Source organism: Sphingomonas desiccabilis (genome assembly GCF_004135605.1).
Classification (GTDB): domain Bacteria; phylum Pseudomonadota; class Alphaproteobacteria; order Sphingomonadales; family Sphingomonadaceae; genus Sphingomonas; species Sphingomonas desiccabilis.
In genome coordinates, this window is the sequence record NZ_SDPT01000003.1 from 407,235 (window position 1) to 430,420 (window position 23,186).

A 23,186-nucleotide genomic window follows, 5' to 3' on the forward strand; every position below is an offset into this window, starting at 1 on the left:
CCGGAAAGGCTCCGTCTCAAAGAAAGTATGGGCATGAACGCTGCACCCCACGATATGCTTCGGGACGACGCGCGCCTCTGGGCGATCCGCGTCGGCGATCCGGCATTCGCGGATTGGGACGGCTTCAACACTTGGCTGGAGGCGGATCCGGCACACAATGCCGCCTATGAAGCGGCGCTCGACGATCTGGACGCTGCCGACGCCTTGTTCGACGTGCCTCCGGCGCGCGCTCCGGTCCTGCCACGGCCGGCGGCAGCGACGGTCCGATCCGGTAGCGGGCCGCGGCGCTGGCGTGCACCCGCGATGGCCGCCTGCGTCGCCGTGCTGGCGGTCGGCGGCGGCTGGCTCGCGCTCGATCGCGGATCGATGCAGGAATATGCGACCGCGCCTGGACAGCGCCGCGCGATCGAGCTGGTCGACGGATCGCGCATCGTTCTCAACGGCGGCACCCGGCTGGCGCTGGACAGCGCGAATCCGCGTGCGGTGACGATGGCGGACGGCGAGGCGCTGTTCCAGATCCGCCACGACTCCGAAGCCCCGTTCGTGGTGACCACGGGGGACGGAACTCGCCTGATCGACGTCGGCACGACGTTCAACGTCGTCGGCGAAAAAGGCGCGCTGTCGGTAAAAGTCGCCGAAGGGGCGGTGGTCTATCGCGGCGGGGGAGCCGAGATGCGGCTGGATGCCGGAGAGATGCTGACTCGTGCAACCACGGGTGCGGCGCCGCGCAAGCAGGCGGTCGATCCATCCACGGTCGGTGCCTGGAGGACGGGCTATCTCCAGTTCAGCGATACACCGTTGGATGAACTCGCTGCCGATCTCTCGCGCAATCTGGGCGTGCCCGTCGCGATCGATGATCGGCTGGCGACCCGCCGCTTTTCGGGGACGGTCATGGCGGATGGCGGCGCGGATGCGGTGATGGCACGCGTCGGGCCGCTGCTCGACGTGCAGCTGGAACGCCGTGGCGACGGCTGGATGATGACACCGAACGATGGTGCGCGCCGCTAGCCTCGCGCCACTCGCCCTGTTGGTCGCGGCCGCTCCTGCCTTTGGGCAGGAGCGCGCGGCCGAGGTCAACGTGCCCGCCGCGGACGCGGAAGCCGCGGTCCGCCTGCTGGGCCGCCAAGCCCGGATCAGCATCGGCTTTCGCGACCCGCGCCTGACCCGGATCCGCGTGAATGCGGTGCGGGGGCGCTACACGCCGGCGCAGGCGCTCGAACGGCTGCTCGCCGGTACGTCGGCACGTGCAGTGCGGGTGGCACCGGCGAGTTTCGTCATCGACCGCGCACCGCCGAGATTGAAGCCGGTGATTGCAGCACCGCGGACGCCTGCGCCCGCTGCGCCAGAGCCTGCCCCCGAGGAGATCGTCGTCACCGCAACCAAGCGGGACGTGCCGCTCGTCGCCTATGCCGGTGGCGCGCAGATCATCGAGGGCGAGGCGCTGTCCCTCGCCGAAGCGGCACGCGGCACCGGATTGATCGAGACCAGTGCCGCCAGCGTCACCTCCACCCACCTCGGCACCGGCCGCAACAAGCTGTTCATCCGCGGCATCGCCGACTCCAGCTTCGTCGGGCCGACTCAGGCGACCGTGGGACAATATTGGGGCAACAGCCGCATCACCTACAGCGCGCCCGACCCGAGCCTTCGGCTTTACGACGTCCGCAGCGTCGAAGTGCTGGAGGGGCCGCAGGGTACGCTGTACGGCGCGGGGTCGTTGGGCGGCGTCGTCCGCGTGGTCCCCAATGCTCCCGACCTGCGGACCATCGGCGGAGCCGTCTGGGGTGGCGCGCAGGCTACCGAGCATGGCGATCCCGGGGTGGACGGCGGCGCGGTTCTGAACCTACCCGTCGTCGAGGATCGGCTGGCGCTGCGGGTGCTGGCATTCGGCGGCATCGAGGGGGGCTATATCGACGACCGTCAGCGCGGGCTGGAGGACGTCAACCGCGTGAGCTCCTGGGGCGGGCGAGCCGCCCTGCGGTATCTGCCGGGGGACGACTGGACGATCGACATCACCGCGCTCGGCCAGCGGATCGATGGCGACGATAGTCAGTACGCCGATCGCGCGGGCGACCGGCTTTCGCGGGCGAGCGCGACGGCGCAGCCCTATCGCAACGACTTTTGGCTGGGTGAAGCGCTCGTCCGCAAGACCTGGGGTTCGCTCGAATGGACCTCCTCTATCGGCTATGCGCGCCAATATGTCTTCGAGCAGTTCGAGGGGCCCAGACTCGACCTGGCACGCCTCGACCAGGCGCCCGCCGCCGACGCGACGCCGACCGTGTTCACCCAGCGCAACGCCATCGACATGATCACGGCCGAGACACGCCTGGCACGGCGCGGCAAGGACGGCGCCGGATGGCTGGTCGCGGCGAGCCTGTTGCACAATCGGGCGCGCGTCCGCCGCAGCATGGGCGAATCCGGGGATCGCGCGACATTGACGGGGGTTCGCAATCAGGTCGACGAGGTCACGCTCTACGGCGAATATGCCATGCTGCCCGTCCAGGACGTGACGGTGACGCTGGGAGGGCGCATCACACGCTCCCGTCTGGCGGGGCAATCGGAAGACGTGGCACCCGTGATCGCACTGCGCATGGACCCCTCGGCGGGAGACTCGCGCTCCGAAACGCGCGGACTGCCCTCCGCGTCGGTTTCATGGCGTGCCGGGGACCAGCTGACGTTGTTCGCGCGCTATCAGGAGGGCTTTCGCCCCGGCGGCATTGCTGTGCGGCAGGACTTCATCCAGCGCTTCCAGGGCGATCGCGTCGCGACGCTGGAAGGCGGCGCCCGGTTCGGCAGCGACCGGGTCGATTCGAGCGTCACCCTTTCCTACACGCGGTGGCGCAACATCCAGGCCGATATCGTCGACGGCTTCGGCTTTCCCACCACTGCCAACATCGGTGATGGGCGCGTCGTGTCGATCGGCTGGTCCGGGCGCTGGCGGCCGATCGCCGGGCTCGAACTGGATGCCGCGCTTTATCTCAACGACAGCCGGATCACCGATCCTGCCTTCACGATCCTGCCGTACGACACCGTCGCCATCGATCAGGGACGGCTACCCAATGTCGCGGATCGCAGTGGCCGGCTGGGCGCCCGCTATTCCCGCGACCTCGGGTCCGGCCATCACCTCGATGTAAGCGGCTATGCCCGCTACATCGGCCAGTCGACGCTGGGCATCGGATCGATCCTCGGGCGCCTTCAGGGCAATTACGTCGACACGGGCTTCGATATGCGCGTGGGGGATGATCGTCGTGGTTTGAGCCTCACCGTCACCAACCTGCTCGATGCGCGTGGCAACCGGTTTGCGCTGGGATCGCCGTTCCTGATCCGCGACCAGGACCAGATCACGCCGTTGAAGCCGCGCAGCATCCGGATCGGCCTCGACTTCGCGTTCTGATCGTCGGCGGTCGCCACGGAACGCTGCCCTCTCGTTTAGAAGGCTCGATCTTCCCGCTGCGTCGAAGTGATCCGCAATTCTCGTTCACAGTGATCGGCATTGCTCGTTGGCGGCGGGGCGCTCGCCGGGGCCAAGGGGTGGCACCGCAGTGATGCCGGCGACCGCCGACATCGCGTCACCTGACAACATGGACGACATGATGGCTTTCACTACCTCGCGCGCCGGGCTCTTGGCTGCGTGCATCAATCTCTCGCTCGTCGGGTCCGTGCTCGCACAGGATGCCGCGCGCCAAGCCGCGGATCCTGCCTCAACTCAGGCCGCCAGCCGCATGCAGACGGCCGCGGCGCCCACCATTCCCGAGCGGCCTGTGCTGTCGCAGCCGGGCGTCCCCGGCACCGTTCAGGCCGGTGGAACCGGCGCTGCGATCGACGCGCCCCAGTTCACCCGCGACAATGGCGCCCCCATCGGCGAGAACCGCCATTCCAAGGCGGTGGGCGACATGGGTCCGGTGCTGCTCGAGGATGCGCACCTGATCGAGAAGCTCGCCCGTTTCGACCGGGAGCGCGTGCCGGAGCGCGTCGTCCATGCCCGCGGCACCGGGGCTCAGGGCGTGTTCCGCGCCACGGCCGACATCTCCGACATCACCAAGGCGTCGCTGTTCGTGCCGGGCAAGGAAACGCCGGTGTTCGTCCGCTTCTCGACCGTGATCCACGGCGCGGGCAGCCCGGAGACGATGCGCGATCCCCACGGCTTCGCGACCAAGTTCTACACCGACCAGGGCAACTGGGACCTCGTCGGCAACAACCTGCCGATCTTCTTCATCCGGGACGCGATCCAGTTCCCGGACATGATCCACTCGCTTAAGCCCTCGCCGGTCACCAACAAGCAGGATCCGAGCCGCCTCTTCGACTTCTTCTCGAAGACGCCCGAGGCCACCAACATGATCACCCAGGTATGGACGAACCTGGGCACGCCCGCCTCCTATCGCACGATGGACGGCAGCGGCGTCCATGCGTTCAAGCTGGTGAATGCCCAGGGCAAGACGATCTTCGCGAAGTTCCGCTGGATCAGCCATCAAGGCGTCAAGAACCTGAACGGCGAACAGGTCGCGAAGGCCAATTTCAACTTCCTGACCGACGACCTCTACGGCCAGATCTCCGCGGGCAATCACCCAAGCTGGGACCTGATGGTGCAGACCATGTCGGGCGACCAGTTCGCGGCGCTGGACTACAACCCCTTCGACGACACCAAGGAGTGGCTGGGGGTGCCGTTCAGGAAGATCGGCGAGATGACGCTCAACAAGGTCCCCGACAACTTCTTCGAATGGACCGAGCAGTCGGCGTTCGCCCCGTCGAACATGGTGCCGGGCATCGAACCGTCGCCTGACCGCATGCTCCAGGGCCGGCTGTTCTCCTATGCCGATACCCAGCGTTATCGCGTGGGCGCCAACGTCATGACGCTCCCGGTGAACCGGCCGCGTGTGGCCGTGGTGAACAACAACCAGGACGGGCAGCTGAACGCCACCCAGCGTTCGTCGGACGTGAACTATTTCCCGGCCGACACGGCGCCCAAGACGACTGCGGCCGAGTTCCGCAACTCGACCTATGAAGTCTCCGGCGTCGTGGACTCCAAGCCGATCGAGAAGACCAGCAATTTCGAGCAGGCCGGCATCTTCTACCGGTCGTTGAAGCCGCAGGACAAGGCGGACCTGGTCAAGAACCTGGCCGCCGACCTGGGGCAGGTCACCTCGATGCGGGTGAAGACCATGATGCTCAGCTACTTCTACCAGGCCGACAAGGACTATGGGACGCGCGTCGCCAAGGCGGTCGACGTGCCCCTGTCCGAGGTCGTGAAGGCGGCGAACGAATACCGCGCCGCCTATCCTGAGCAGTTCGGGGCGAACTGATCGCCCCGAAGGCCCCGGCGCTCGTCCCCCCCTCCCGTGCCGGGGCCCACCCCATCCCAGGAAGGATTTCCCATGTTCGTCGTGCTGACCGCCGCCCTGCTCGCGGCGGCGACTCCCCAGCAGGCGCCCGTCGCCTCGGGGTCGCAGGCATCCGCTCTTCCGTCTGCCGAGCGCCGGCAGGAACTGCTCTTCGACGCGGCGCGCCTCGGCCGCGTCGACATGATCGAGACGCTGGTGAAGGCCGGTGCCGACGTCGACGGCTATGACAAGCGCGGTTTCACGCCGCTGATCCTGGCCGCGTACAACGGCCAGAAGGAGGCGGTGGAGGCGCTGCTCGAGCGCGGTGCGGACCCGTGCAGGCCGGATGCCGGACAGGGCAACACCGCGCAGATGGGAGTCGCGTTCAAGGGTGACGACGCAATCGCCGCCCGCCTGCTCAAGACCCCCTGCAACGTCGATGCGCGCAACAACGCCGGGCAGACCGCGCTGATGATGGCTGCGCTGTTCGGCCGCACCGTGCAGGTCGAGCTGCTGCTGGCCGCGGGCGCCGACACCGGCATCGCGGACGCGACCGGCCGGACCGCCGCCTCGGTCGCTGCGGCGCAGGGGAACGCGGCGCTGGCTGCGGCGCTCTCGGCCAAGTGAGCGGGACCGCCGGGTCATCGAGCTTCCGCGTGTCCTGTGGCAGCCGATCCTGCACGGCGCGGTCCTCACCACTCGTCCCAGCAAGTCGGCGCACGCCTATGCACAGGTATGGACCGAGGCCGGATCCCCCCTTCCGGCCGTCACCCGGGGCGGCGCTGGGCCGGGATCTGACCGTCAGCTTCCAGTCGCGGTTCGGCCCGGCCAAGTGGCTGGGCCCCGCGACCGATACGGTACTCGCCGGCCTGCCCGCCAAAGGCGTGGAGCGGGTGGCGATCTTCGCGCCCGGTTTTTCGGCCGATTGCGTGGAGACGCTGGAGGAACTCGCGATCCGCGGACGCGAGACCTTCCTCGATTGGGGTGGCGCCGAGTTCGCCTATTTCCCGTGCCTGAACTCCAGCGCCGAGGGCGTGGCGATGCTCCAAGCCATTCTGGCGCGGGAACTCGCAGGCTGGGTCGCGGCAGCCGCATAGGGGCGCCGAAGCGCCGAAACAAGAAACTCACGACTGCTATTGCGAATGATGCGCAACTATCCTAGCGGAGCCATGCCGTGGGCAATGAGCGTTGTGGGGAAAGTCATGAGAACGAAGATCGCGTTTCTGCTGGGCGGAGCATCCATGCTCGTCGCGGTTCCGGCCGCCGCGCAGGAAGCCGAGGCAAGCGCTCCGGACGAGGAGATCGTGGTCGTCGGTTCCTACACGCTTCCCGACGCGATCGATACGGCGACCGGTCTGGGTCTTACGGTCCGCGAGACGCCGCAGTCGGTCAGCATCATGACCGCACAGCGCATCCTCGACCAGAATCTGATCACCGTGAAGGACGTCATCACCAACGCGGTCGGCGTGTCCGCGAACGAGTTCGACGATGTCCGCAACACCTTCTTCGCGCGCGGCTTTGAAATCCGGAACACGCAGGTGGACGGTGTGCCGGCAGCCTGGACGCTGGCGGGCGGCAATGGCGAAACCAGCATCGACGTGTCCATCTATGAACGAGTGGAGATCGTGCGCGGGGCGACCGGACTCCTGTCCGGCGCAGGTGACCCCTCGGCTTCGGTCAATCTGGTCCGCAAGCATGCGGATGCGACCGAGCTGACCGGCTATGTCAGCGTAGGCATCGGCAGCTGGGACACGTGGCGCGTGTCGGCGGATGTCGGCGGCGCTCTCACGGCGGACGGCCGGGTGCGCGCACGCGTCGTCGGCCGGTACGAGGAAGGCGAGAGCTACATCGACATCCAGAACAAGAAGAAGTGGGTGCTCTATGGTGTGGTCGACGCCGACGTGACCGACACCACGCTCGTGCGGGCGGGCATGAGCCATCAGGACACCAAGCCGAGGGGCGCGACCTGGGGCGCGCTGCCGACCTTCTACAGCGACGGCACGCTGACCGATCTCCCGCGCTCGCAAACGACGGCGGCGGACTGGACCTATTGGAACAGCAGCAACCAGAACATCTTCGCCACGGTCCGGCAGGAACTGGGCGACCGCTGGAACCTGACCGTCAACTACAATCGCCTCAAGAACACCGGCGATACCCAGCTGCTCTATCTCTACGGCACCGTCGACAAGGAGACGGGGACGATGGACGGCACCAATCCGTACAAGTCGGCAGGCGTGAGCTATCAGAACAGCTTCGATGCGCAGCTGAAGGGCGCGGTCTCCCTGTTCGGCCGCGAGCATGAAGTGGTGGTCGGGGCGCTGCACAGCATCCTCAAGCGCCACACCGACAATTACGAGGCGCCGCTGCCTTGGCTCACCGACATCCCGGTGATCGGCCAGGAGGGCATCCCCTATCCCGAGCCGATCTGGGGCACCGAGCCCAAGCGCAACGAGCAGGAAAAGATCAAGCAGACCGGCTATTATGGCGCCGTTCGCCTGAACGTGGCGGATCCGTTCAAGGTCATCCTGGGTGGGCGCCTCGCCAGCTGGCGCCAGACCGGCTTCGCCTGGAGCGGGCCGAGCGACTATGGCGACGACGACGTGTTCATCCCCTATGTCGGCGCGCTCTACGACATCACGCCCAACCACCGCCTCTACGCCAGCTACACCAAGATCTTCCAGCCGCAGAACCTGTTCGACCGCGATCTCAACCTGCTCGATCCGCTCGACGGCGTCGCCTATGAGGTCGGTCTGAAGAGCAGCTTCTTCGGCGACGCGCTCCAGACCTCGGTCGCGCTGTTCCGCATCGAACAGGACAATGTCGGCCAGATCGACGGCGAGCCCATCGTGGTGAACGGCCAGCAGATTCAGCCCTATCGCTCGGCGCAGGGCGTGGTCAGCCAGGGCTTCGAACTGGAGGCGACCGGCCAGCCGCTCCCGGGCTGGAACGTCAACGCCAGCTACAGCCAGTTCAAGGCCGAAGATGCCGACGACGTGCCCGCCAACACCGACCAGCCCCGCAAGCTGCTCAAGATCTTCACCACCTACGACCTGCAGGGCCCGCTGGCGGGCCTCACCATCGGCGGGGGCGTGAACTATCGCAGCAAGGCCTATTCAGAAGGCACGATCCCAACCCTGAACACGCCGTTCCGCTTTCAACAGGACGGCTATACGCTGGTCAGCCTGATGGCGCGCTATGCGGTGACGGAGCAGCTGCAGCTGCAGGCCAACATCGACAACCTCTTCGACAAGACCTTCTACAGCAACATGGGCTCGTTCAGCCAATATCGCTACGGCGCCCCGCGCAATGCGACGGTGACCGCCAGCTACCGCTTCTAAGCGAGGAGCAGGCGTCGGCGCACCCGCGCCGACACCTGCCTCAGGCGCGCGCCGAGGCGGCTGCCGCCAGTGCCCGCTCGCGGGCTGCACGGTGCTCGACCAGCGGGGCGGGGTAGTCCGCGGGCGCGGCGCCGACGGCGTGCGGATCGTGGATCGCCGCATCGCCCATGTCGGCAAGTTCCGGCACCCATTGGCGGATATAGCTGGCCGCATCGAACTTGGGCGACTGGACCAGCGGCGCCATGATGCGGCCGAAGGGGCTCGAGTCGACGCCGGTGCCGGCGATCCACTGCCAGTTGACGGCGTTGTTGCCATAGTCGGCATCGACCAGGCAGTCCCAGAACCAGTGCTGGCCGCGCCGCCAGTCGATCAGCAGATGCTTCACCAGGAAGCTCGCTGCGATCATGCGCACCCGATTGTGCATCCAACCGATGTGCCAGAGCTGGCGCATCCCTGCGTCGACGATCGGGTAGCCGGTGCGCCCCCGTGTCCAGGCACGGAAATCCGCATCGGCCTCCCGGCCGGTGCGCCAGCGCAAACCGTCCATCTTCGCGCGTCCGTGGGCGGCACCATAGTCCGGCTGCTCGAGGATCAGATTGGCCGCGAAGTCGCGCCAGCCGATCTCCCGCAGATAGCTCTCTGCGCCCGCCTTCCCATCGAGCGCATGCCATACGGCGGCGGGGGAGATCTCGCCGAAGTGCAGGTGCGGCGACAGGCTGGAGGTGCCGTCGGTCGACGGCAGGTTGCGCGCCTGCTCATAATCGCCGACCTCGTCTGCGAACGCCTCCAGCCGCGCCTCCGCCCCCGCCTCGCCGGGCGTCCAGTGCGCGAAGCCTTCCGCCCAGTCCGGCGCGGTGGGAAGTAGGTGCCAGTCCTCCAGCCGCTCGCTGTGGGGCGGGTGGGCCATGCCTCGCGCGGTGGCGGACGCCGGTTCGGGCGAGGGCGGGGGCATGTGGAGCTGAAGCGCGCGCCAGAAGGGAGTGAAGATGCGGAAGCGCCCGCCGGTGCCGGTGCGCACCATGCCGTCGTCGGCCAGCAGGCGGCCGGGATGACGGACCAGATCGAGCGAGCGGGCGAGCGTGTCCTCCGCCTCGCGCCACCAGGGTTCCTGATGGGCGAGACAATGGACGCGGGCGGCGCCGGCCTCCTGCGCGACCCTGGCGACCTGCTCGGCCGCACGGCCACGCCGCAGCACCAGCGGAACGCCGCGACCGGCAAGCGACTTCGCCAGTGCCGCAAGCGTATGATGCAGCCACCAGCGCTGCGCCCCGCCGATCCGCCATTCGCCGGGCGTCTCGTCGTCGAGCACATAGACGGCGAGTACCGACCCTTCCGCCGCGCCGGCGGCAAACGCGGCTTGGTCGGAGAGGCGCAGGTCCTGGCGGAACCAGACGATGCTGGGGGGTGGGGAAACGGTCACCCGGGCAGAATGCGCGAGGCCGCGAACGGATGCATGGCCGGTGCGCGGCCGAGGCGAAACGTCAGGCGGTGCCGGTTCCGCTCGGCGCGTAGGCGCGCAGGAACACCTCGGTCGCGGTCTGCGCCCCGGCCTCGATCTCCGCCGCGGAGGGCGCCGCGCCGCCCCACAACATGCGCTGTTGCAGCCCCATGCACAGATAGGTGACCACATTCGCTGCATCTGCGGGGTCCGCCTGGCGAAGCTGCCCTGCGGCCATGGCAGCGGCGAAGAACTCGGCCAGCAGCTGGCGGGTGCGCTGGGGCACGCGCGAGAAGATCCTGCCCACCTCGGGCGAGCGCGCCGCTTCCGTCGCGACCAGGCGATGGAGCTGCACCGCTTCCAGAGAGGTGATCTTCGTAATGAAGCTGCGGGTAAAGGCCAGCACCGTTGCCGCCAGATCGGGCGTGGGTTGCAACAGATCGGTCAGCTGCCGGCGATAGACGGCGGTTGCGTCGTCGAGAACCGCGTCGAACAGCTCCTCCTTCGAAGGGAAGTAGTTCCACAGCGTCGCCTTCGAGCCACCCAATTCGGCGGCGATCGCCGACATCGAGGTTGTGGCATAGCCGTTCTCCAGGAACATCCGCCGTGCCGTCGCCATGATCGTCAGGCGCCGGTCCTGCTTGCGTGCCTCGCGCCTGCCGCAGCTCCTTTTCGCATCCTGTTCCATAACCGTACTATAGAGTACAGTTTCTAGTTGACAAGGCTGCGGCGCAGGGCCATCTGCCGCACCGTACCAATCAGTACGGTTTTGCTTCATGATCCGATCATCCTTCCGGCCGTTGCTGCTTGCCGCCGCGGCCGGCGTCGTCCCGCTGGCCGCCTGTGCGCCAGTGCCGAACCTGGGTGCCCGCCCGGAGGTGCGCACCGCCCAGAGCTTTGCCGCCGAGCAGAGCCTGGCGACCACGTCCGCCATCTCTGCCTGGCCCGCAACCGACTGGTGGTCGGGCTTCGGCGATCCTCAGCTGAGCGCGCTGATCGAGGAGGGGCTGGCCGGTTCCCCCGACATTGCGGCGGCGGCCGCCCGGCTCCGCGCAGCCCGCGCGATCGTCGAGCAGCGCGGTGCCGCACGGCTGCCCTCGGTAGGGATCGAGGGGAGCGCCAGCGAGACCAAGCAGAGCTACAACAACGGCATTCCGGCCGAGTTCGTGCCGCACGGCTGGAACGACACGGGCTCGGTCGCGGCGACCCTGGGCTTCGACCTGGACCTGTGGGGTCGCAACCGCGCCGCGCTCGCCGCCGCGACGTCCGAGGCGGAGGCGTCCCGGATCGACGTCGAGCAGGCGCGGCTGGTGCTGTCGACCAACATCGCGGCGGCCTATGCCGACCTGGCACAACTGGCCGCCGAACGGGCGGTGCAGGTGCGATCGCTGGAGGTGCGCAGCCAGACCGAGCGTCTGGTCGCACAGCGCGTCTCCAACGGGCTCGACACGCGCGCCGAGGTGAAGCAGGCGCAGGCCGCCATTCCGGCGATCCGCGCGCAGATCGCCGCGATCGACGAGAACATCGGGCTGACCCGCAACCGGTTGGCCGCGCTGCTGGGCAAGGGGCCGGACCGTGGGCTCAGCATCGCGCTGCCGCCGCTTCCCGCCGGTGCGCGGGCGCTGCCGGCCGGCGTCACCACCGACCTGATCGGCCGCCGCCCCGACATCGCCGCGGCGCGCGCGCGGGTCGAGGCGCGGGCGAGCGAGATCAAGGTGGCGCGTGCCGACTTCTACCCCGCGATCAACATCAACGCGCTGGTGGGCTTCCAGTCGCTGGGCTTGAGCAATCTGTTCAAGGGCGGGTCGACCTATGGCCAGGTCGGGCCGGCGCTCAGCCTGCCGATCTTTCGTGGTGGGCAGTTGTCCGGCCAGTATCGCGGCGCCCGCGCGAGCTATGACGAGGCAGTCGCGAGCTATGACGGCACCGTCGCCAACGCCTATCGCGAGGTCGCCGATGCGGTGACCAGCCAGCGCGCGCTGGTCGACCGGCTCGCCCAGACTCGCGAGGCGCTGGCCGCGTCCGAAGAGGCGTGGTCGCTCGCACGCCAACGCTACGAGGGCGGGTTGTCGACCTTCCTCGACGTTCTCACCGCTGAAGACCGGGTGCTGCAGAACCGCACCGCGGTCGCCGACCTGGAGGCGCGAGCGTTCGCGCTCGACGTCCAGCTCGTCCGCGCGCTCGGCGGCGGCTTTTCCACCAACACCGCGGCCGTGACCGCACGCAAGGACCCGACCCATGGCTGACGCAGCCCTTCCCAACCAGGCCGCCGCAGGCGAGGGCAGCAAGCCCAACGGCCGGCGCAAGAAGCTGCTGGGGATCATCGCCGTACTGGTGCTGATCGCAGCGGTAATCTTCGGCGCCTATTACCTGCTGGTCTCCCGCCACTATGTCAGCACTGACAACGCCTATGTCGGTGCGGATACCGCGAGCGTCACGCCGATGATCGCCGCGCAGGTGAAGAGCGTCGAGGTGGCGGACACCCAGACCGTCCGCAACGGCACCGTGCTGGTGCGGCTGGACGACAGCGACGCGCGCATCGCAGTGGCGCAGGCGGAAGCCGATCTTGCCCGTGCGCAGCGCCAGTACGGCCAGACTTCTGCCACCAGTTCCGCGCTTGCCGCGCAGGTGCAGGCACGCGACGCCGACATTGCGCGTGCCCGTGCACAGCTGAGCGCCGCCCAGGCCGATTACGAGCGCGCGCGCGTCGATCTCGCCCGTCGCCAGAAGCTGGCGCCGAACGGCGCCGTCTCGGGCGAGGAACTGAGCAGCGCGACCAACGCCTTCGCCACCGCCAGGGCGAACCTGGAACTGGCGCGCGCGGGCGTCGCCCAGGCGAGCTCGACCCGCGGCGCCGCCACCGGCGAATTGGCCGCCAACAACGCGCTGATCCGCGGCACCACGGCCTCGACCGCGCCCGAAGTGCTCGCCGCCCAGGCGAAGCTCGCGCAGGCGAAGCTCGACCTGGAGCGCACCGTGATCCGCGCGCCGATCGACGGCGTCATCACGCGCCGCAACGTCCAGGTCGGCCAGCGGGTCGCGCCGGGCACCGCGCTGATGTTGATCGTGCCGCTCAACCAGCTGTACGTCGATGCCAACTTCAAGGAAGGCCAGCTCGATCGGGTGAAGGTCGGCCAGCCGGTGACGCTCACCTCCGACCTCTATGGTGGCGACGTCGAATATCACGGCCGCGTCGTCGGCTTCTCGGGCGGCACCGGATCGTCGTTCGCGCTGATCCCGGCGCAGAATGCGACCGGCAACTGGATCAAGGTGGTCCAGCGCCTGCCGGTGCGCGTGGCGCTCGATCCCAAGGAGCTGCAGGCGCATCCGCTTCGCGTCGGCCTGTCGATGGACGCCGAGATCGACCTGCGCTCGCACTAAGGACAAGCCCATGAACGGCAAGGCCGAGGCACCCACGCCGCTTACGGGCGTGCGGCTGCTGCTTGCGGGCGCGGTCCTCGCGCTCACCAACTTCATGGTGGTGCTCGACACCACCATCGCCAATGTGTCCGTGCCGCACATCTCGGGTAGCCTCGCCATTTCGGGCAGCCAGGGAACGTGGATCATCACCTCCTATGCGGTGGCGGAGGCGGTGTGCGTCCCGCTCACCGGCTGGCTCTCCGGCCGGTTCGGCGCGGTGCGGGTCTTCACGATCGGCATGATCGGCTTTGGCGTCTTCTCCGTGCTGTGCGGGCTTTCGACGACGCTTGGCATGCTGATCGCGTGCCGCATCGGGCAGGGGCTGTGCGGCGGGCCGCTGATGCCGCTGTCGCAGACGCTGCTGATGCGCATCTTCCGCCCCGACCAGCGCGCGCAGGCGATGGGCGCCTGGTCGATGACGACCGTCGTCGCCCCGATCCTGGGGCCGATCCTGGGCGGCACGATCAGCGACAGCTGGTCGTGGCACTGGATCTTCTTCATCAACATTCCCGTGGCGGCACTGTGCGCGTTCGGCGCCATGCGGCTGCTGCGCCATGCCGAGACGCCGACCCAGCCGCTGCGCGTCGACAAGATCGGCCTGATGCTGATGCTGCTGTGGATCGGCGCCTTGCAGATCATGCTGGACCTGGGGCGTGAGCATGACTGGTTCGCGGACCCGACGATCGTCGCGCTGGCGGTGATCGCGGGCGTCGGCTTCCTCGTGTTCCTGGCCTGGGAGGCGACCGAGGACCAGCCGATCGTGGACCTGCGCGTGTTCCGGCACCGCGGCTATACGGTGGCGGTGACGTCGCTGTTCTTCGCGTTCGGCACCTTCTTCGCCTCGGCCGTCATCATCCCGCAGTGGTTGCAGGTGAGCCTGGGCTATACCGCGACCTATGCGGGCTATGCGACCGCGTTCAACGGGGTGGCGGCAGTGGTGATGTCGCCGATCGTCGCCAAGCTGTCGACCAAGGTCGATCCGCGCGGGCTGGTGTGCTTCGGCATCGTGTGGCTCGGCATGACGACGCTGCTTCGGACCCAGTGGAACAGCGGGGCGGACTTCTGGACGCTCGCCTTTCCGCAGCTGCTCCAGGGCTTCGGCATGCCGTTCTTCTTCGTGCCGCTGATGACGCTGGCGCTGGGATCGGTGGATCCCAAGGAGACGGCGGCCGCCGCCGGCCTGATGAGCTTCCTGCGCACCATGGCGGGCGCGATCGGCACCTCGGTGGTGACGACCATGTGGGACGACAGCTCCCGCGTGGCCCGCAGCGAGGTGACCGGCCGGCTGAACGACGGCCACACCATCGACGCGCTGACGGCGCAGGGCATGCCGCTCGACCAGGTGCGCGCGATCGTGGCGCAGCTGGTCGACAAGGAGGCGATGGCGCTCGCCACCACCCACATCTTCCTCTTGTCCGCCCTCGCCTTCTTCGGGGCGGCGACGATCATCTGGCTGGCCCCCAGGCCACGCCGCGCGGCGGACACCAGCGCCGCGCACTGATCCTCTCGGGCGGCGGTGCAGCAGGTCTGCGCCGCCGCTGTTCCTTCACCCCAGGGTCTGAACGTGGCGCGCGAAAGCGCGCCGCGCGTCAGGATGCGCCGCGCGGGTCCCCGAAGGGAGTGTCTGACCTTTTTGGGAGAAAATGGTGCTGCCGGTGAGGATTGAACTCACGACCTCAGCCTTACCAAGGATGCGCTCTACCACTGAGCTACGGCAGCACACGCCGGCAGTTGCCAGCGGAGGGGCGCCTATGTGCGGGGCGCGGATGATTGTCAACCCGGCATCGCGCGGTTTATGCGAAGCGCGATGAGCGACCCCGAAAAACAGGCCCGGCTGGCGCAGGCGCTGCGCGACAATCTGCGGCGGCGCAAGGCACAGGCGCGGGCGGCGGAGGGGGAAGCGACTCCCGCGCCGGCGCCCGGCGAGGAGGCGCCGCACCCGGACACGCCTCCGTTCCCCTGACACCCCGCCAGTCCTCCTGCCCCCGTCATCCTGACTTTCGTCGGGACGACAGGACGGGGAAGATCACCCGAACGGGGCGCACTTCTCCTCCAGCCAGGCGCGGGTGTCCGCGTCCAGCAGCGGCCCGGCCCGGCGCAGGGTTTCCGCGTGATAGGCGTCGAGCCACGCGCGCTCCTGTGAGGTGAGCAGCGCGGGCTCGATCAGCCGCCGCTCGATCGGCACGAAGCTGGTCGTCTCGAACGCGAGCATGGTCGCGTCGCCGCCCGCGGGCGTGTGCTCCACCACCAGCATCAGGTTTTCGATGCGGATGCCGTATTCGCCGGCCTTGTAATAGCCGGGCTCGTTGGAGAGCAGCATGCCGGCGCGCAGCGGCTCCAGCGGGCCCCCGCCCGGATAGGTCGGCTGGGCGATGCGCTGCGGCCCTTCGTGCACCGACAGATAGGCGCCGATGCCGTGGCCGGTACCGTGCGCGAAGTCGAGCCCGGCCTCCCATAGCGGGCGGCGGGCGAAGGCGTCGATCTGCGCGCCGGTCGTGCCGTCCGCGAAGATCGCGGTCGCGACCGCAATGTGCCCTTTGAGCACGCGGGTGAAGCGATCGCGCATCTCGGACGTCGGCTCGGTAACCGGCATCACGCGGGTGATGTCGGTGGTGCCATCGGCGTACTGGCCGCCCGAATCGATCAGGAACAGCTGGCCCGGCAGGATCGGCGCGTTCGACTCGTCCGTGACATTGTAGTGCGGACTGGCGGCGTGCGCGCCGGTGGCGGAGATCGTCTCGAACGACAGGTCCTTCAGCACCCCGGTCTCCGCGCGGAAGGCGTGGAGCCGCTCGGCGACGTCCAGTTCCGTCAGCTTGCCCGCCGGCGCGGTCTCTTCGAACCATTTGAGGAAGCGCACCAGTGCGGCGCCGTCGCGGGCTTGCGCCGCCTGGTGGCCGGCGATCTCGGCCGGGTTCTTGATCGCCTTGGCGAGCACCACCGGGTCGCGCACCGTCAGCAGCGTGGCGCCGCCCGAATCGAGCGCGTCGAAGATCGCGGCGACCGCGCGCTCGGGATCGACGGCGACGCGCTTGCCGGCCAGGCTGCGCAAGGCGGATGCGAACTCCGCCTTGTCGCGGATGCGCACGGCGTTGCCGAGATGGCGGCGGACGTCGTCGCCGACCTTGTCGGGTGCCACGAACAGTTCGGCAGTGCCGTCCTCGGCGACCAGCGCATAGGAGAGGGCGACCGGCGTGTGGGTCACGTCAGTGCCGCGCACGTTGAATGCCCAGGCGATCGAATCGAGCGCGGAGAGCACCAGCGCATCGGCGCCCTCGGCACGCAGCCAGTCGGCGATCTCCGCCCGCTTGTCGGCGGCGCTGCGGCCGGCGAGGGTGTCGGGCTGCACGGCGAGCCGCGCGTCCGACGGCTGCGGCCGGTCGGCCCAGAGCGCGTCGATCGGGTTGCTTGCCACCGGCACCAGCGCGCCGCCGCGGGGCGCCAGCGCGGCGGCAGTCTGCTCGACCCAGGTGCGGGTGTGCAGCCATGGATCATAACCGATCCGTCCGCCCTGCGGCGCATGGCCGGCGAGCCACCTGGCGATGCTTTCCTGCGGCACCTGGCAGAAGCTCCAGTCGGCGCCGTCGACCTGCTCGCGCACCTGCAGCGTGTAGCGCCCGTCCGTGAACATCGCCGCCTCGCCAGCCAGCACTACCGCCGTGCCGGCCGAGCCCTGGAAGCCGGTGAGCCACGCCAGCCGCTGTGCGTAGCCGCCGACATATTCGCTCATATGTTCGTCGGTGAGCGGCACGACGAAGCCGTCGAACCCCTCCTGAGCGAGGCGGGTGCGAAGGGCGGCGAGGCGGTCGGAATAAGAAGGCATCGGCAATCCATCTGGCGGTCGAGTGTGCACCGCGGGAGGGCCCGTGATGGCGGAAGAAGTCGGGATGTGCCAGACTCGACCGCCGGGCGACAGAGCCGCGCCCGGACTCGGCTCGCCGCTTCTGGGTTCATTCGTCGCGTCGGCTGCGATACCCCGCCGCCATGCCCGATGCGATGAAGATGCCGTCTGCCGCCCCGTCCATGCGCAGGGGGGTGTGGCTGGCGCTGCTCGCCGTGCCGCTGCTGGCGGCGTGCGGCGGCAAGCATTTTCGACCGGTCAGCGACACGCCGGTCAAGATCGGCAAGCCCTATACGGTGCGCGGCATCCGCTACACGCCGGCCGAGGACCCGGATTATGACGCGGTCGGCTATGCCAGCTGGTACGGTAACGAGTCCGGCAACCAGACGGCGAATGGCGAGCGCTTCCGGCCCAAGGGGATCACCGCCGCGCACACCACCCTGCCGCTGCCGAGCTATGTCGAGGTGACGGCGCTCGACACCGGCCGGACCATCCTGTTGCGGATCAACGATCGCGGGCCGTTCGCGCGCGGGCGCATCCTGGACCTGAGCCGGGGTGCGGCCGAGCAGCTGGGCATCCGCACCCAGGGCTATGCCGCGGTGCGCGTGCGTCGGGTGGAGCCGCCGGAGAAAGACCGCGCCCGGCTGCGCGACGGCAAGCCGGCGCCGGAGCGGCCCCGTGCTTCGGCGGTGGAGCTGGCGAACCTGCGCGAGCGGCTGGCACTGGAGAGCGGGCGCTAGGGGGGCTGTATTCCACCGGCCGTGTACCCCGGCGCAGGCGCCGGGGTCCCGTGGGGAAAGCCTCACCGTTTGCGCGCCCACGCCAAGCCACCGCAACTGGACCTCGGCCTGCGCCGGGGTACGAGGGTTTGCTGGGAAGCGGGCGTCCCCGTGCTCCTGCCTTCGCAGGAGCACGGTGGCTGTGGTGGAGATCGCGACTGCTCCCCTCGACTTCGCGCTCGTCGCAGCCCACATGGGCGCGCATGAACCATCCGACCCCCCCGATCGCAGAGCAGCGCCCCCACAGCTTCGAACGCCATGGCATCACCGTCGAGGACCCCTGGGCCTGGCTGCGCGACGCCGGCTACCCGGAGGTCACCGACCCGGACGTGCTCGCGTATCTGGAGGCGGAGAACGCCTATTTCGAAACCGTGATGGCGCCGCACCAGCCGCTGACCGACCGGCTGTTCGAAGAGATGCGCGGGCGGATCAAGGAGGACGATGCCACTGTGCCGCAGAAGGACGGCGACTGGCTTTACTGGTCCGACTTCGAGACCGGCGGCGAGTACCGCCGCTGGTGGCGCAAGCCCGTGTCCGGCGGCGCGGACGAGCTGATCCTCGACGAGCCGGCGCTGGCCGCGGGCAAGGAATATTTCCGTCTGGGTGCGCTGTCGATCAGCCCCGACGGCCGCTACCTCGCATACGCGATCGACGACAATGGCTCCGAACGATTCGAGGCGCGGGTCAAGGACCTGACCACCGGCGCGCTGCTCGACGATGTCATTCCCGGTACGCTGTCCGAGCTGGTGTGGGTCGCCGACTCTTCGGGCTTCCTCTACGGACTTGCCAACGACCAGTGGCGGACCGACAATGCCCGGCTGCACCGCCTCGGCACGCCGATCGACCAGGACGTCGAGTTGTACCACGAGGCGGACGAGGGCTGGCGCGTGTCGGTGGGCGAGACCCAGTCGCGCCGCTTCCTGGTGATCTCCGCCGGCGACCACGTCACCAGCGAGGTCCGGCTGGTCCCCGCCGACGATCCGCTCGCCGATCCGATCCTGGTGCGCGCCCGCCAGCCGCACGTCGAATACGACGTGGAGGAGCATGACGGCACGCTGTTCATCCACACCAACGACACCGATCCCAACTTCCGGCTGGTGACCGCACCGCTGGAGCGCCCGTCCGAGTGGACCGAGCGCCTGCCGGCGAGCGGCCATTTCTACATGACCGGCGTCACCACCTTCGCCGACTTCTTCGTGGTCGAAGGGCGAGAGGACGGGCTCGATCAGGTCTTCCTCCACCGCTACGAAGGCGGCGAGGGGACGGCCATCGCCTTTCCGGAGGCGAGCTATGTCGTGGGGCTGGGCGACAACCCCGAATATGCCGTCGACAAGCTGCGGCTCGGCTATGAATCGATGGTCACGCCGGGCACCGTCATCGAATATGACGTCGCCACCGCCGAGCAGCGCGTGCTCAAGGTCCAGGCCATCCCCAGCGGCTATGATCCGTCGAAGTACGCGACCGAGCGGCTGAAGATCACCGCCCGCGACGGGACGCAGGTGCCGGTGTCGGTGGTCTACCCCAACGGCTTTCCGCGCGACGGCACGGGCAAGCTCTACCTCTACGCCTATGGCGCCTATGGCTATGCGGTGCCGCCGGGCTTCTCGACCAGCCGCATGTCGTTCCTTGATCGCGGCGTCGCGTTCGCGATCGCGCACATCCGCGGCGGCGACGATCTGGGCCAGCAATGGTATCTCGACGGCAAGCTGGAAAAGCGCACCAACACCTTCAACGACTTCGTCGACGTGGCGCGCGGGCTGATCGACCACGGCTTCACCCATGAGGGCGGCATCGCCATCGCCGGCGGGTCGGCGGGCGGCGAGCTGATGGGCGCGGTGGTGAACTCCGATCCCGAGCTATGGGGTGCGGTGGTCGCGAGCGTGCCGTTCGTCGACGTGCTCAACACGATGCTGGACGAGACCCTGCCGCTGACCCCGGGCGAATGGCCGGAATGGGGCAATCCGATCGAGGACCAGGCAGCGTTCGAGTTGATCCGTTCGTACAGCCCCTACGACAACGTGGCGCCGCAGGCCTATCCGCCGATCTTCATCTCGGGCGGGCTGAACGACCCCCGGGTGACCTATTGGGAGCCGGCCAAATGGGCCGCGAAGCTGCGCTTCACCAAGACGGATGACAACGTGCTGCTGCTCAAGACCAACATGGGCGCAGGGCACGGCGGCAAGTCGGGTCGCTGGGAGAGCCTGAAGGAAGCCGCCGAGGAGATGGCGTTCGTGCTCTGGCAGCTCGGGATGGAGGGATGAGCCCTCGCGGGCGGAGCCGCGGCTCCGCCCGTCGGGATTGCGCCGCGCGCTTGCGGCGCGGCGTCAGGCCGCCTTCGCGAACTCGGCCACGACGGCGCGGTCGTTGGCAGCCGGGGCCTGGGCGATCGGGGCGATGTGCGCGCCCACGGTCTGGTTGCGATAGGAGAAATACAGCGCGATCAGGCTGAACATGGGAAACCTCTTGGATGTTTGCTGCGGTGCAGCATCTGTCTCCATCCATGTGGCGTCTCGGCGTGATTGCAGCAAATGCAATGAACTTGCCGGCAGTTGCGCGACGTGCATGTGCAATCGGCGGCGATGCTCAAGGCTCCACATCGCCGAGGAGGGATCAGAGCTCAGCGGAGCAATGGGGTTCGCTCGTGCAACCCTGGGCTCCTGCTTTCGCAGGAGCCCGACCGGGGGGGGGCAGCGCCCCGACGCTCAGTCCCGCACGACTCGGGTGACGTGGCCCATCTTGCGGCCGGCACGGACCTCGCGCTTGCCGTAGAGGTGGAGGTGGGCGCCGGGTTCCGCCATCAGTTCCGGCCAGGCATCGGCATCCTCGCCGATCAGGTTGGTCATCACCGCCTCGCGCCCGGTCAGCCGCACGGGTCCTAGCGGCAGGCCGCAGATGGCGCGGACGTGGTTCTCGAACTGCGAGGTTTCCGCGCCCTCGATCGTCCAGTGGCCGGAATTGTGGACGCGCGGCGCCATCTCGTTGAACACCGGGCCTTCCGGGCCGCAGAAGAATTCGAGGGTGAGCACGCCGACATGGCCGAGCGCCTCGGCGACGCGGCCGGCGAGCGCCGCCGCCTCGGTCCATTGGGCAGCGACTTCCGCCGGCGCCGGCACGGTGGAGGTGTCGAGGATGCCGTCCTTGTGGACGTTGCAGGCCGGCGGATAGCTGACGACCGTGCCATCCGGGCTGCGCGCCAGGATGATCGAGAATTCGTGGCTGAAGGGAACGAACGCTTCGAGGATCGCAGGCCCGTCGCCGATCGCCGCCCAGGCGGCGTCCGCGTCGTCGGGCGAGGCGAGCCGTGCCTGGCCCTTGCCGTCATAGCCGAAGCGCGTGGTCTTGAGCACCGCGGGGCAGCCGATGGCGGCGATCGCCGCGTCCAGTTCCGCGCGGCTGCCGACCGGCGCCCAGCGGGCAGGCCGGCCACCGAGATCCTCGACGAACCGCTTTTCCGCGATGCGGTCCTGCGCCACGCGCAGCGACGTGGAGGAGGGGTGGACCGGCACCTGCTCCTCGAGTGCCGCGATCGGCTCGGCCGCGATGTTCTCGAACTCGTAGGTGACGAGGTCGACCTCTGCCGCGAACTGGGCCAGTGCTGCGCCGTCGTCATAGGCGCCGCGAGTGTGCGCGGCCGCCACGTCATTCGCCGGACCGGAATCCGGCGCATAGACATGGATTCGATAGCCCAGCTGGGCGGCGGCCACGCCGATCATCCGGCCGAGCTGGCCCGATCCGATGATGCCGATGGTGGCGCCGGGCGCGTGCGTCATTGCGGGTCGATCGCCACGCTGTCGGTCTGCGCCGCGCGCCAGGTGTCGAGACGGGCGGCAAGCGCATCATCCGAGACGGCCAGGATCGCCGCTGCCATCAGCCCTGCGTTGACCGCGCCGGCGCGGCCGATGGCGAGCGTACCGACCGGAATGCCGGCGGGCATCTGGACGATGGAGAGCAGGCTATCCATGCCGCTCAACGCCTTGGATTCCACCGGCACGCCGAGCACCGGCAGCCGCGTCATCGAAGCGGCCATGCCCGGCAGGTGCGCAGCCCCGCCAGCGCCGGCGATCACCACCTTCAGGCCGCGTCCGGCCGCACTCTCGGCATAGTCGACCAGGCGTCGCGGCGTCCGGTGCGCGGACACCACCTTGGTCTCGTGCAGGACGCCCAATGCGTCGAGCACGTCTGCTGCATGGCGCATCGTCTCCCAATCCGAGGTGCTGCCCATGATGATGCCGACGAGAGGTTGGTCTGCCATCGCTGTCCCGAATGCGTGGAAGCCGGTTTCCTAGAGAGCGGCACGGCACCGGGCAAGGCCGGAAGCCCTGCCCGGAGTGCCGCGCTGCAAGACGGCCTTACCGGTCGCGCAGATAGTAGCGGTCGGTCGCGTTCAGCGCCTCGTCGAGGTCATAGACCAGCGGCTGCCCGGTCGGAATCTCCAGGCTGGCGATGTCTGCGTCCGAGATGCCGGACAGGTGCTTCACCAGCGCGCGCAGCGAATTGCCGTGCGCGGAGATCAGCACGCGCTTGCCGGCCTTCAGCTCGGGTACGATGCGCGCCTCCCAATAGGGCAGCACGCGCGCGATCGTGTCCTTCAGGCTCTCGGTCGCGGGCACGGCGATGCCGGCATAGCGACGATCGTTGCCGAGGTCATAGGGGCTTCCCGCCTCCGGCAGGGGCGGCGGGATGTCGAAGCTGCGCCGCCAGATCTTGACCTGGTCGTCGCCGTGCTTGGCTGCGGTCTCCGCCTTGTCGAGCCCGGTCAGCCCGCCATAGTGCCGCTCGTTGAGCCGCCAGTCCTTCTCGACCGGCAGCCACAGGCGGCCCATCGATTCCAATGCCAGGTTGAGCGTCTTGATCGCCCGCGTCTGGAAGCTGGTGAAGCACTGGTCAAAATCGAGACCCTTGGCCGCCATCAGCTCGCCGGCCGCCGTCGCCTCCGCGATGCCCTGCTCGGTCAGGTTGACGTCCCACCAGCCGGTGAAGCGGTTCTCCAGGTTCCAGGCGGACTGGCCATGACGGATGAGGACGAGGGTGGGCATCGGGTCTCCTTGGGAAAAT

18 protein-coding genes, 1 tRNA gene and 1 pseudogene are annotated in these 23,186 nt (G+C 68.6%); 12 read left to right on the plus strand and 8 right to left on the minus strand.

Going from position 1 to position 23,186, the window contains the following annotated elements:
* The first annotated feature begins 33 nt into the window (after positions 1-33).
* The 6 genes and pseudogenes from EO081_RS15400 to EO081_RS15425 all read left to right on the plus strand — a co-directional run bounded on the left by EO081_RS15400 (position 34) and on the right by EO081_RS15425 (position 8,653).
* Positions 34-1,008: a FecR family protein gene (locus EO081_RS15400; RefSeq protein ID WP_129343143.1), complete on the plus strand. Its 975-nt coding sequence runs from the start codon at positions 34-36 to the stop codon at positions 1,006-1,008.
* The gene (locus tag EO081_RS15405) at positions 992-3,391 is read left to right on the plus strand and encodes a TonB-dependent receptor (protein ID WP_129343145.1); all 2,400 of its coding nucleotides are present in this window, start codon (positions 992-994) and stop codon (positions 3,389-3,391) included. The genes EO081_RS15400 and EO081_RS15405 overlap by 17 nt, the downstream gene beginning before the upstream one ends.
* Before the next feature lie 196 nt (positions 3,392-3,587).
* Positions 3,588-5,297: a catalase gene (locus tag EO081_RS15410; RefSeq protein WP_375781673.1), complete on the plus strand. Its 1,710-nt coding sequence runs from the start codon at positions 3,588-3,590 to the stop codon at positions 5,295-5,297.
* Positions 5,298-5,369: 72 nt separating this feature from the next.
* Positions 5,370-5,942, plus strand: coding sequence for an ankyrin repeat domain-containing protein (locus EO081_RS15415; RefSeq protein WP_129343147.1), 573 nt, complete (start codon positions 5,370-5,372; stop codon positions 5,940-5,942).
* Positions 5,943-6,088: 146 nt separating this feature from the next.
* Positions 6,089-6,412, plus strand: a pseudogene (locus tag EO081_RS17340) (ferrochelatase); the annotation flags it as partial.
* 105 nt (positions 6,413-6,517) lie between these two features.
* Positions 6,518-8,653: a TonB-dependent siderophore receptor gene (locus tag EO081_RS15425; protein ID WP_129343149.1), complete on the plus strand. Its 2,136-nt coding sequence runs from the start codon at positions 6,518-6,520 to the stop codon at positions 8,651-8,653.
* A gap of 40 nt (positions 8,654-8,693) precedes the next feature.
* Here EO081_RS15425 and EO081_RS15430 read toward each other — a convergent pair whose 3' ends face one another.
* Positions 8,694-10,073, minus strand: a complete 1,380-nt coding sequence (locus EO081_RS15430; protein WP_129343151.1) for a cryptochrome/photolyase family protein — start codon at positions 10,071-10,073, stop codon at positions 8,694-8,696.
* Between the two features lie 61 nt (positions 10,074-10,134).
* Positions 10,135-10,869: a TetR/AcrR family transcriptional regulator gene (locus EO081_RS15435; RefSeq protein WP_311721262.1), complete on the minus strand. Its 735-nt coding sequence runs from the start codon at positions 10,867-10,869 to the stop codon at positions 10,135-10,137.
* On the opposite strand from EO081_RS15435, the gene EO081_RS15440 reads away from it, so the two are divergent.
* Genes EO081_RS15440 through EO081_RS15450 form a run of 3 tightly spaced genes read left to right on the plus strand, consistent with a single transcriptional unit; the run spans position 10,868 to position 15,012 of the window.
* A complete protein-coding gene (locus tag EO081_RS15440; protein WP_129343153.1) occupies positions 10,868-12,337 on the plus strand; it encodes an efflux transporter outer membrane subunit in 1,470 nt (489 codons plus the stop codon). The genes EO081_RS15435 and EO081_RS15440 overlap by 2 nt on opposite strands.
* The gene (locus EO081_RS15445) at positions 12,330-13,472 is read left to right on the plus strand and encodes an HlyD family secretion protein (RefSeq protein ID WP_129343155.1); all 1,143 of its coding nucleotides are present in this window, start codon (positions 12,330-12,332) and stop codon (positions 13,470-13,472) included. The genes EO081_RS15440 and EO081_RS15445 overlap by 8 nt, the downstream gene beginning before the upstream one ends.
* A gap of 10 nt (positions 13,473-13,482) precedes the next feature.
* A complete protein-coding gene (locus tag EO081_RS15450) occupies positions 13,483-15,012 on the plus strand; it encodes a DHA2 family efflux MFS transporter permease subunit (RefSeq protein ID WP_129343157.1) in 1,530 nt (509 codons plus the stop codon).
* Between the two features lie 143 nt (positions 15,013-15,155).
* On the opposite strand, the gene EO081_RS15455 is transcribed toward EO081_RS15450, so the two are convergent.
* Positions 15,156-15,230: transfer RNA gene (locus tag EO081_RS15455), tRNA-Thr, on the minus strand.
* A gap of 88 nt (positions 15,231-15,318) precedes the next feature.
* Between EO081_RS15455 and EO081_RS16920 the strand changes: the two genes are divergently transcribed.
* Positions 15,319-15,474: a hypothetical protein gene (locus EO081_RS16920; protein WP_165284657.1), complete on the plus strand. Its 156-nt coding sequence runs from the start codon at positions 15,319-15,321 to the stop codon at positions 15,472-15,474.
* Between the two features lie 63 nt (positions 15,475-15,537).
* Here EO081_RS16920 and EO081_RS15460 read toward each other — a convergent pair whose 3' ends face one another.
* The gene (locus EO081_RS15460; protein WP_129343159.1) at positions 15,538-17,334 is read right to left on the minus strand and encodes an aminopeptidase P family protein; all 1,797 of its coding nucleotides are present in this window, start codon (positions 17,332-17,334) and stop codon (positions 15,538-15,540) included.
* A 200-nt stretch (positions 17,335-17,534) separates the two neighbouring features.
* On the opposite strand from EO081_RS15460, the gene EO081_RS15465 reads away from it, so the two are divergent.
* Positions 17,535-18,092: a septal ring lytic transglycosylase RlpA family protein gene (locus EO081_RS15465; protein ID WP_129343373.1), complete on the plus strand. Its 558-nt coding sequence runs from the start codon at positions 17,535-17,537 to the stop codon at positions 18,090-18,092.
* 242 nt (positions 18,093-18,334) lie between these two features.
* Positions 18,335-20,392: a S9 family peptidase gene (locus EO081_RS15470; RefSeq protein ID WP_129343161.1), complete on the plus strand. Its 2,058-nt coding sequence runs from the start codon at positions 18,335-18,337 to the stop codon at positions 20,390-20,392.
* 63 nt (positions 20,393-20,455) lie between these two features.
* Here the strand turns inward: EO081_RS15470 and EO081_RS17205 are convergent, their stop codons facing one another.
* The 4 genes from EO081_RS17205 to gpmA all read right to left on the minus strand — a co-directional run bounded on the left by EO081_RS17205 (position 20,456) and on the right by gpmA (position 23,167).
* Positions 20,456-20,584 carry a hypothetical protein gene (locus EO081_RS17205; RefSeq protein WP_260154151.1) on the minus strand — a complete coding sequence of 43 codons (129 nt, stop codon included), beginning with the start codon at positions 20,582-20,584 and terminating at the stop codon, positions 20,456-20,458.
* Between the two features lie 249 nt (positions 20,585-20,833).
* Positions 20,834-21,901, minus strand: coding sequence for a 5-(carboxyamino)imidazole ribonucleotide synthase (locus EO081_RS15475; RefSeq protein ID WP_129343163.1), 1,068 nt, complete (start codon positions 21,899-21,901; stop codon positions 20,834-20,836).
* Positions 21,898-22,383 carry a 5-(carboxyamino)imidazole ribonucleotide mutase gene (purE, locus tag EO081_RS15480; protein ID WP_129343165.1) on the minus strand — a complete coding sequence of 162 codons (486 nt, stop codon included), beginning with the start codon at positions 22,381-22,383 and terminating at the stop codon, positions 21,898-21,900. The genes EO081_RS15475 and purE overlap by 4 nt, the downstream gene beginning before the upstream one ends.
* A gap of 97 nt (positions 22,384-22,480) precedes the next feature.
* A complete protein-coding gene (gene gpmA, locus EO081_RS15485; RefSeq protein ID WP_129343167.1) occupies positions 22,481-23,167 on the minus strand; it encodes a 2,3-diphosphoglycerate-dependent phosphoglycerate mutase in 687 nt (228 codons plus the stop codon).
* Between the last annotated feature and the right edge of the window lie 19 nt (positions 23,168-23,186).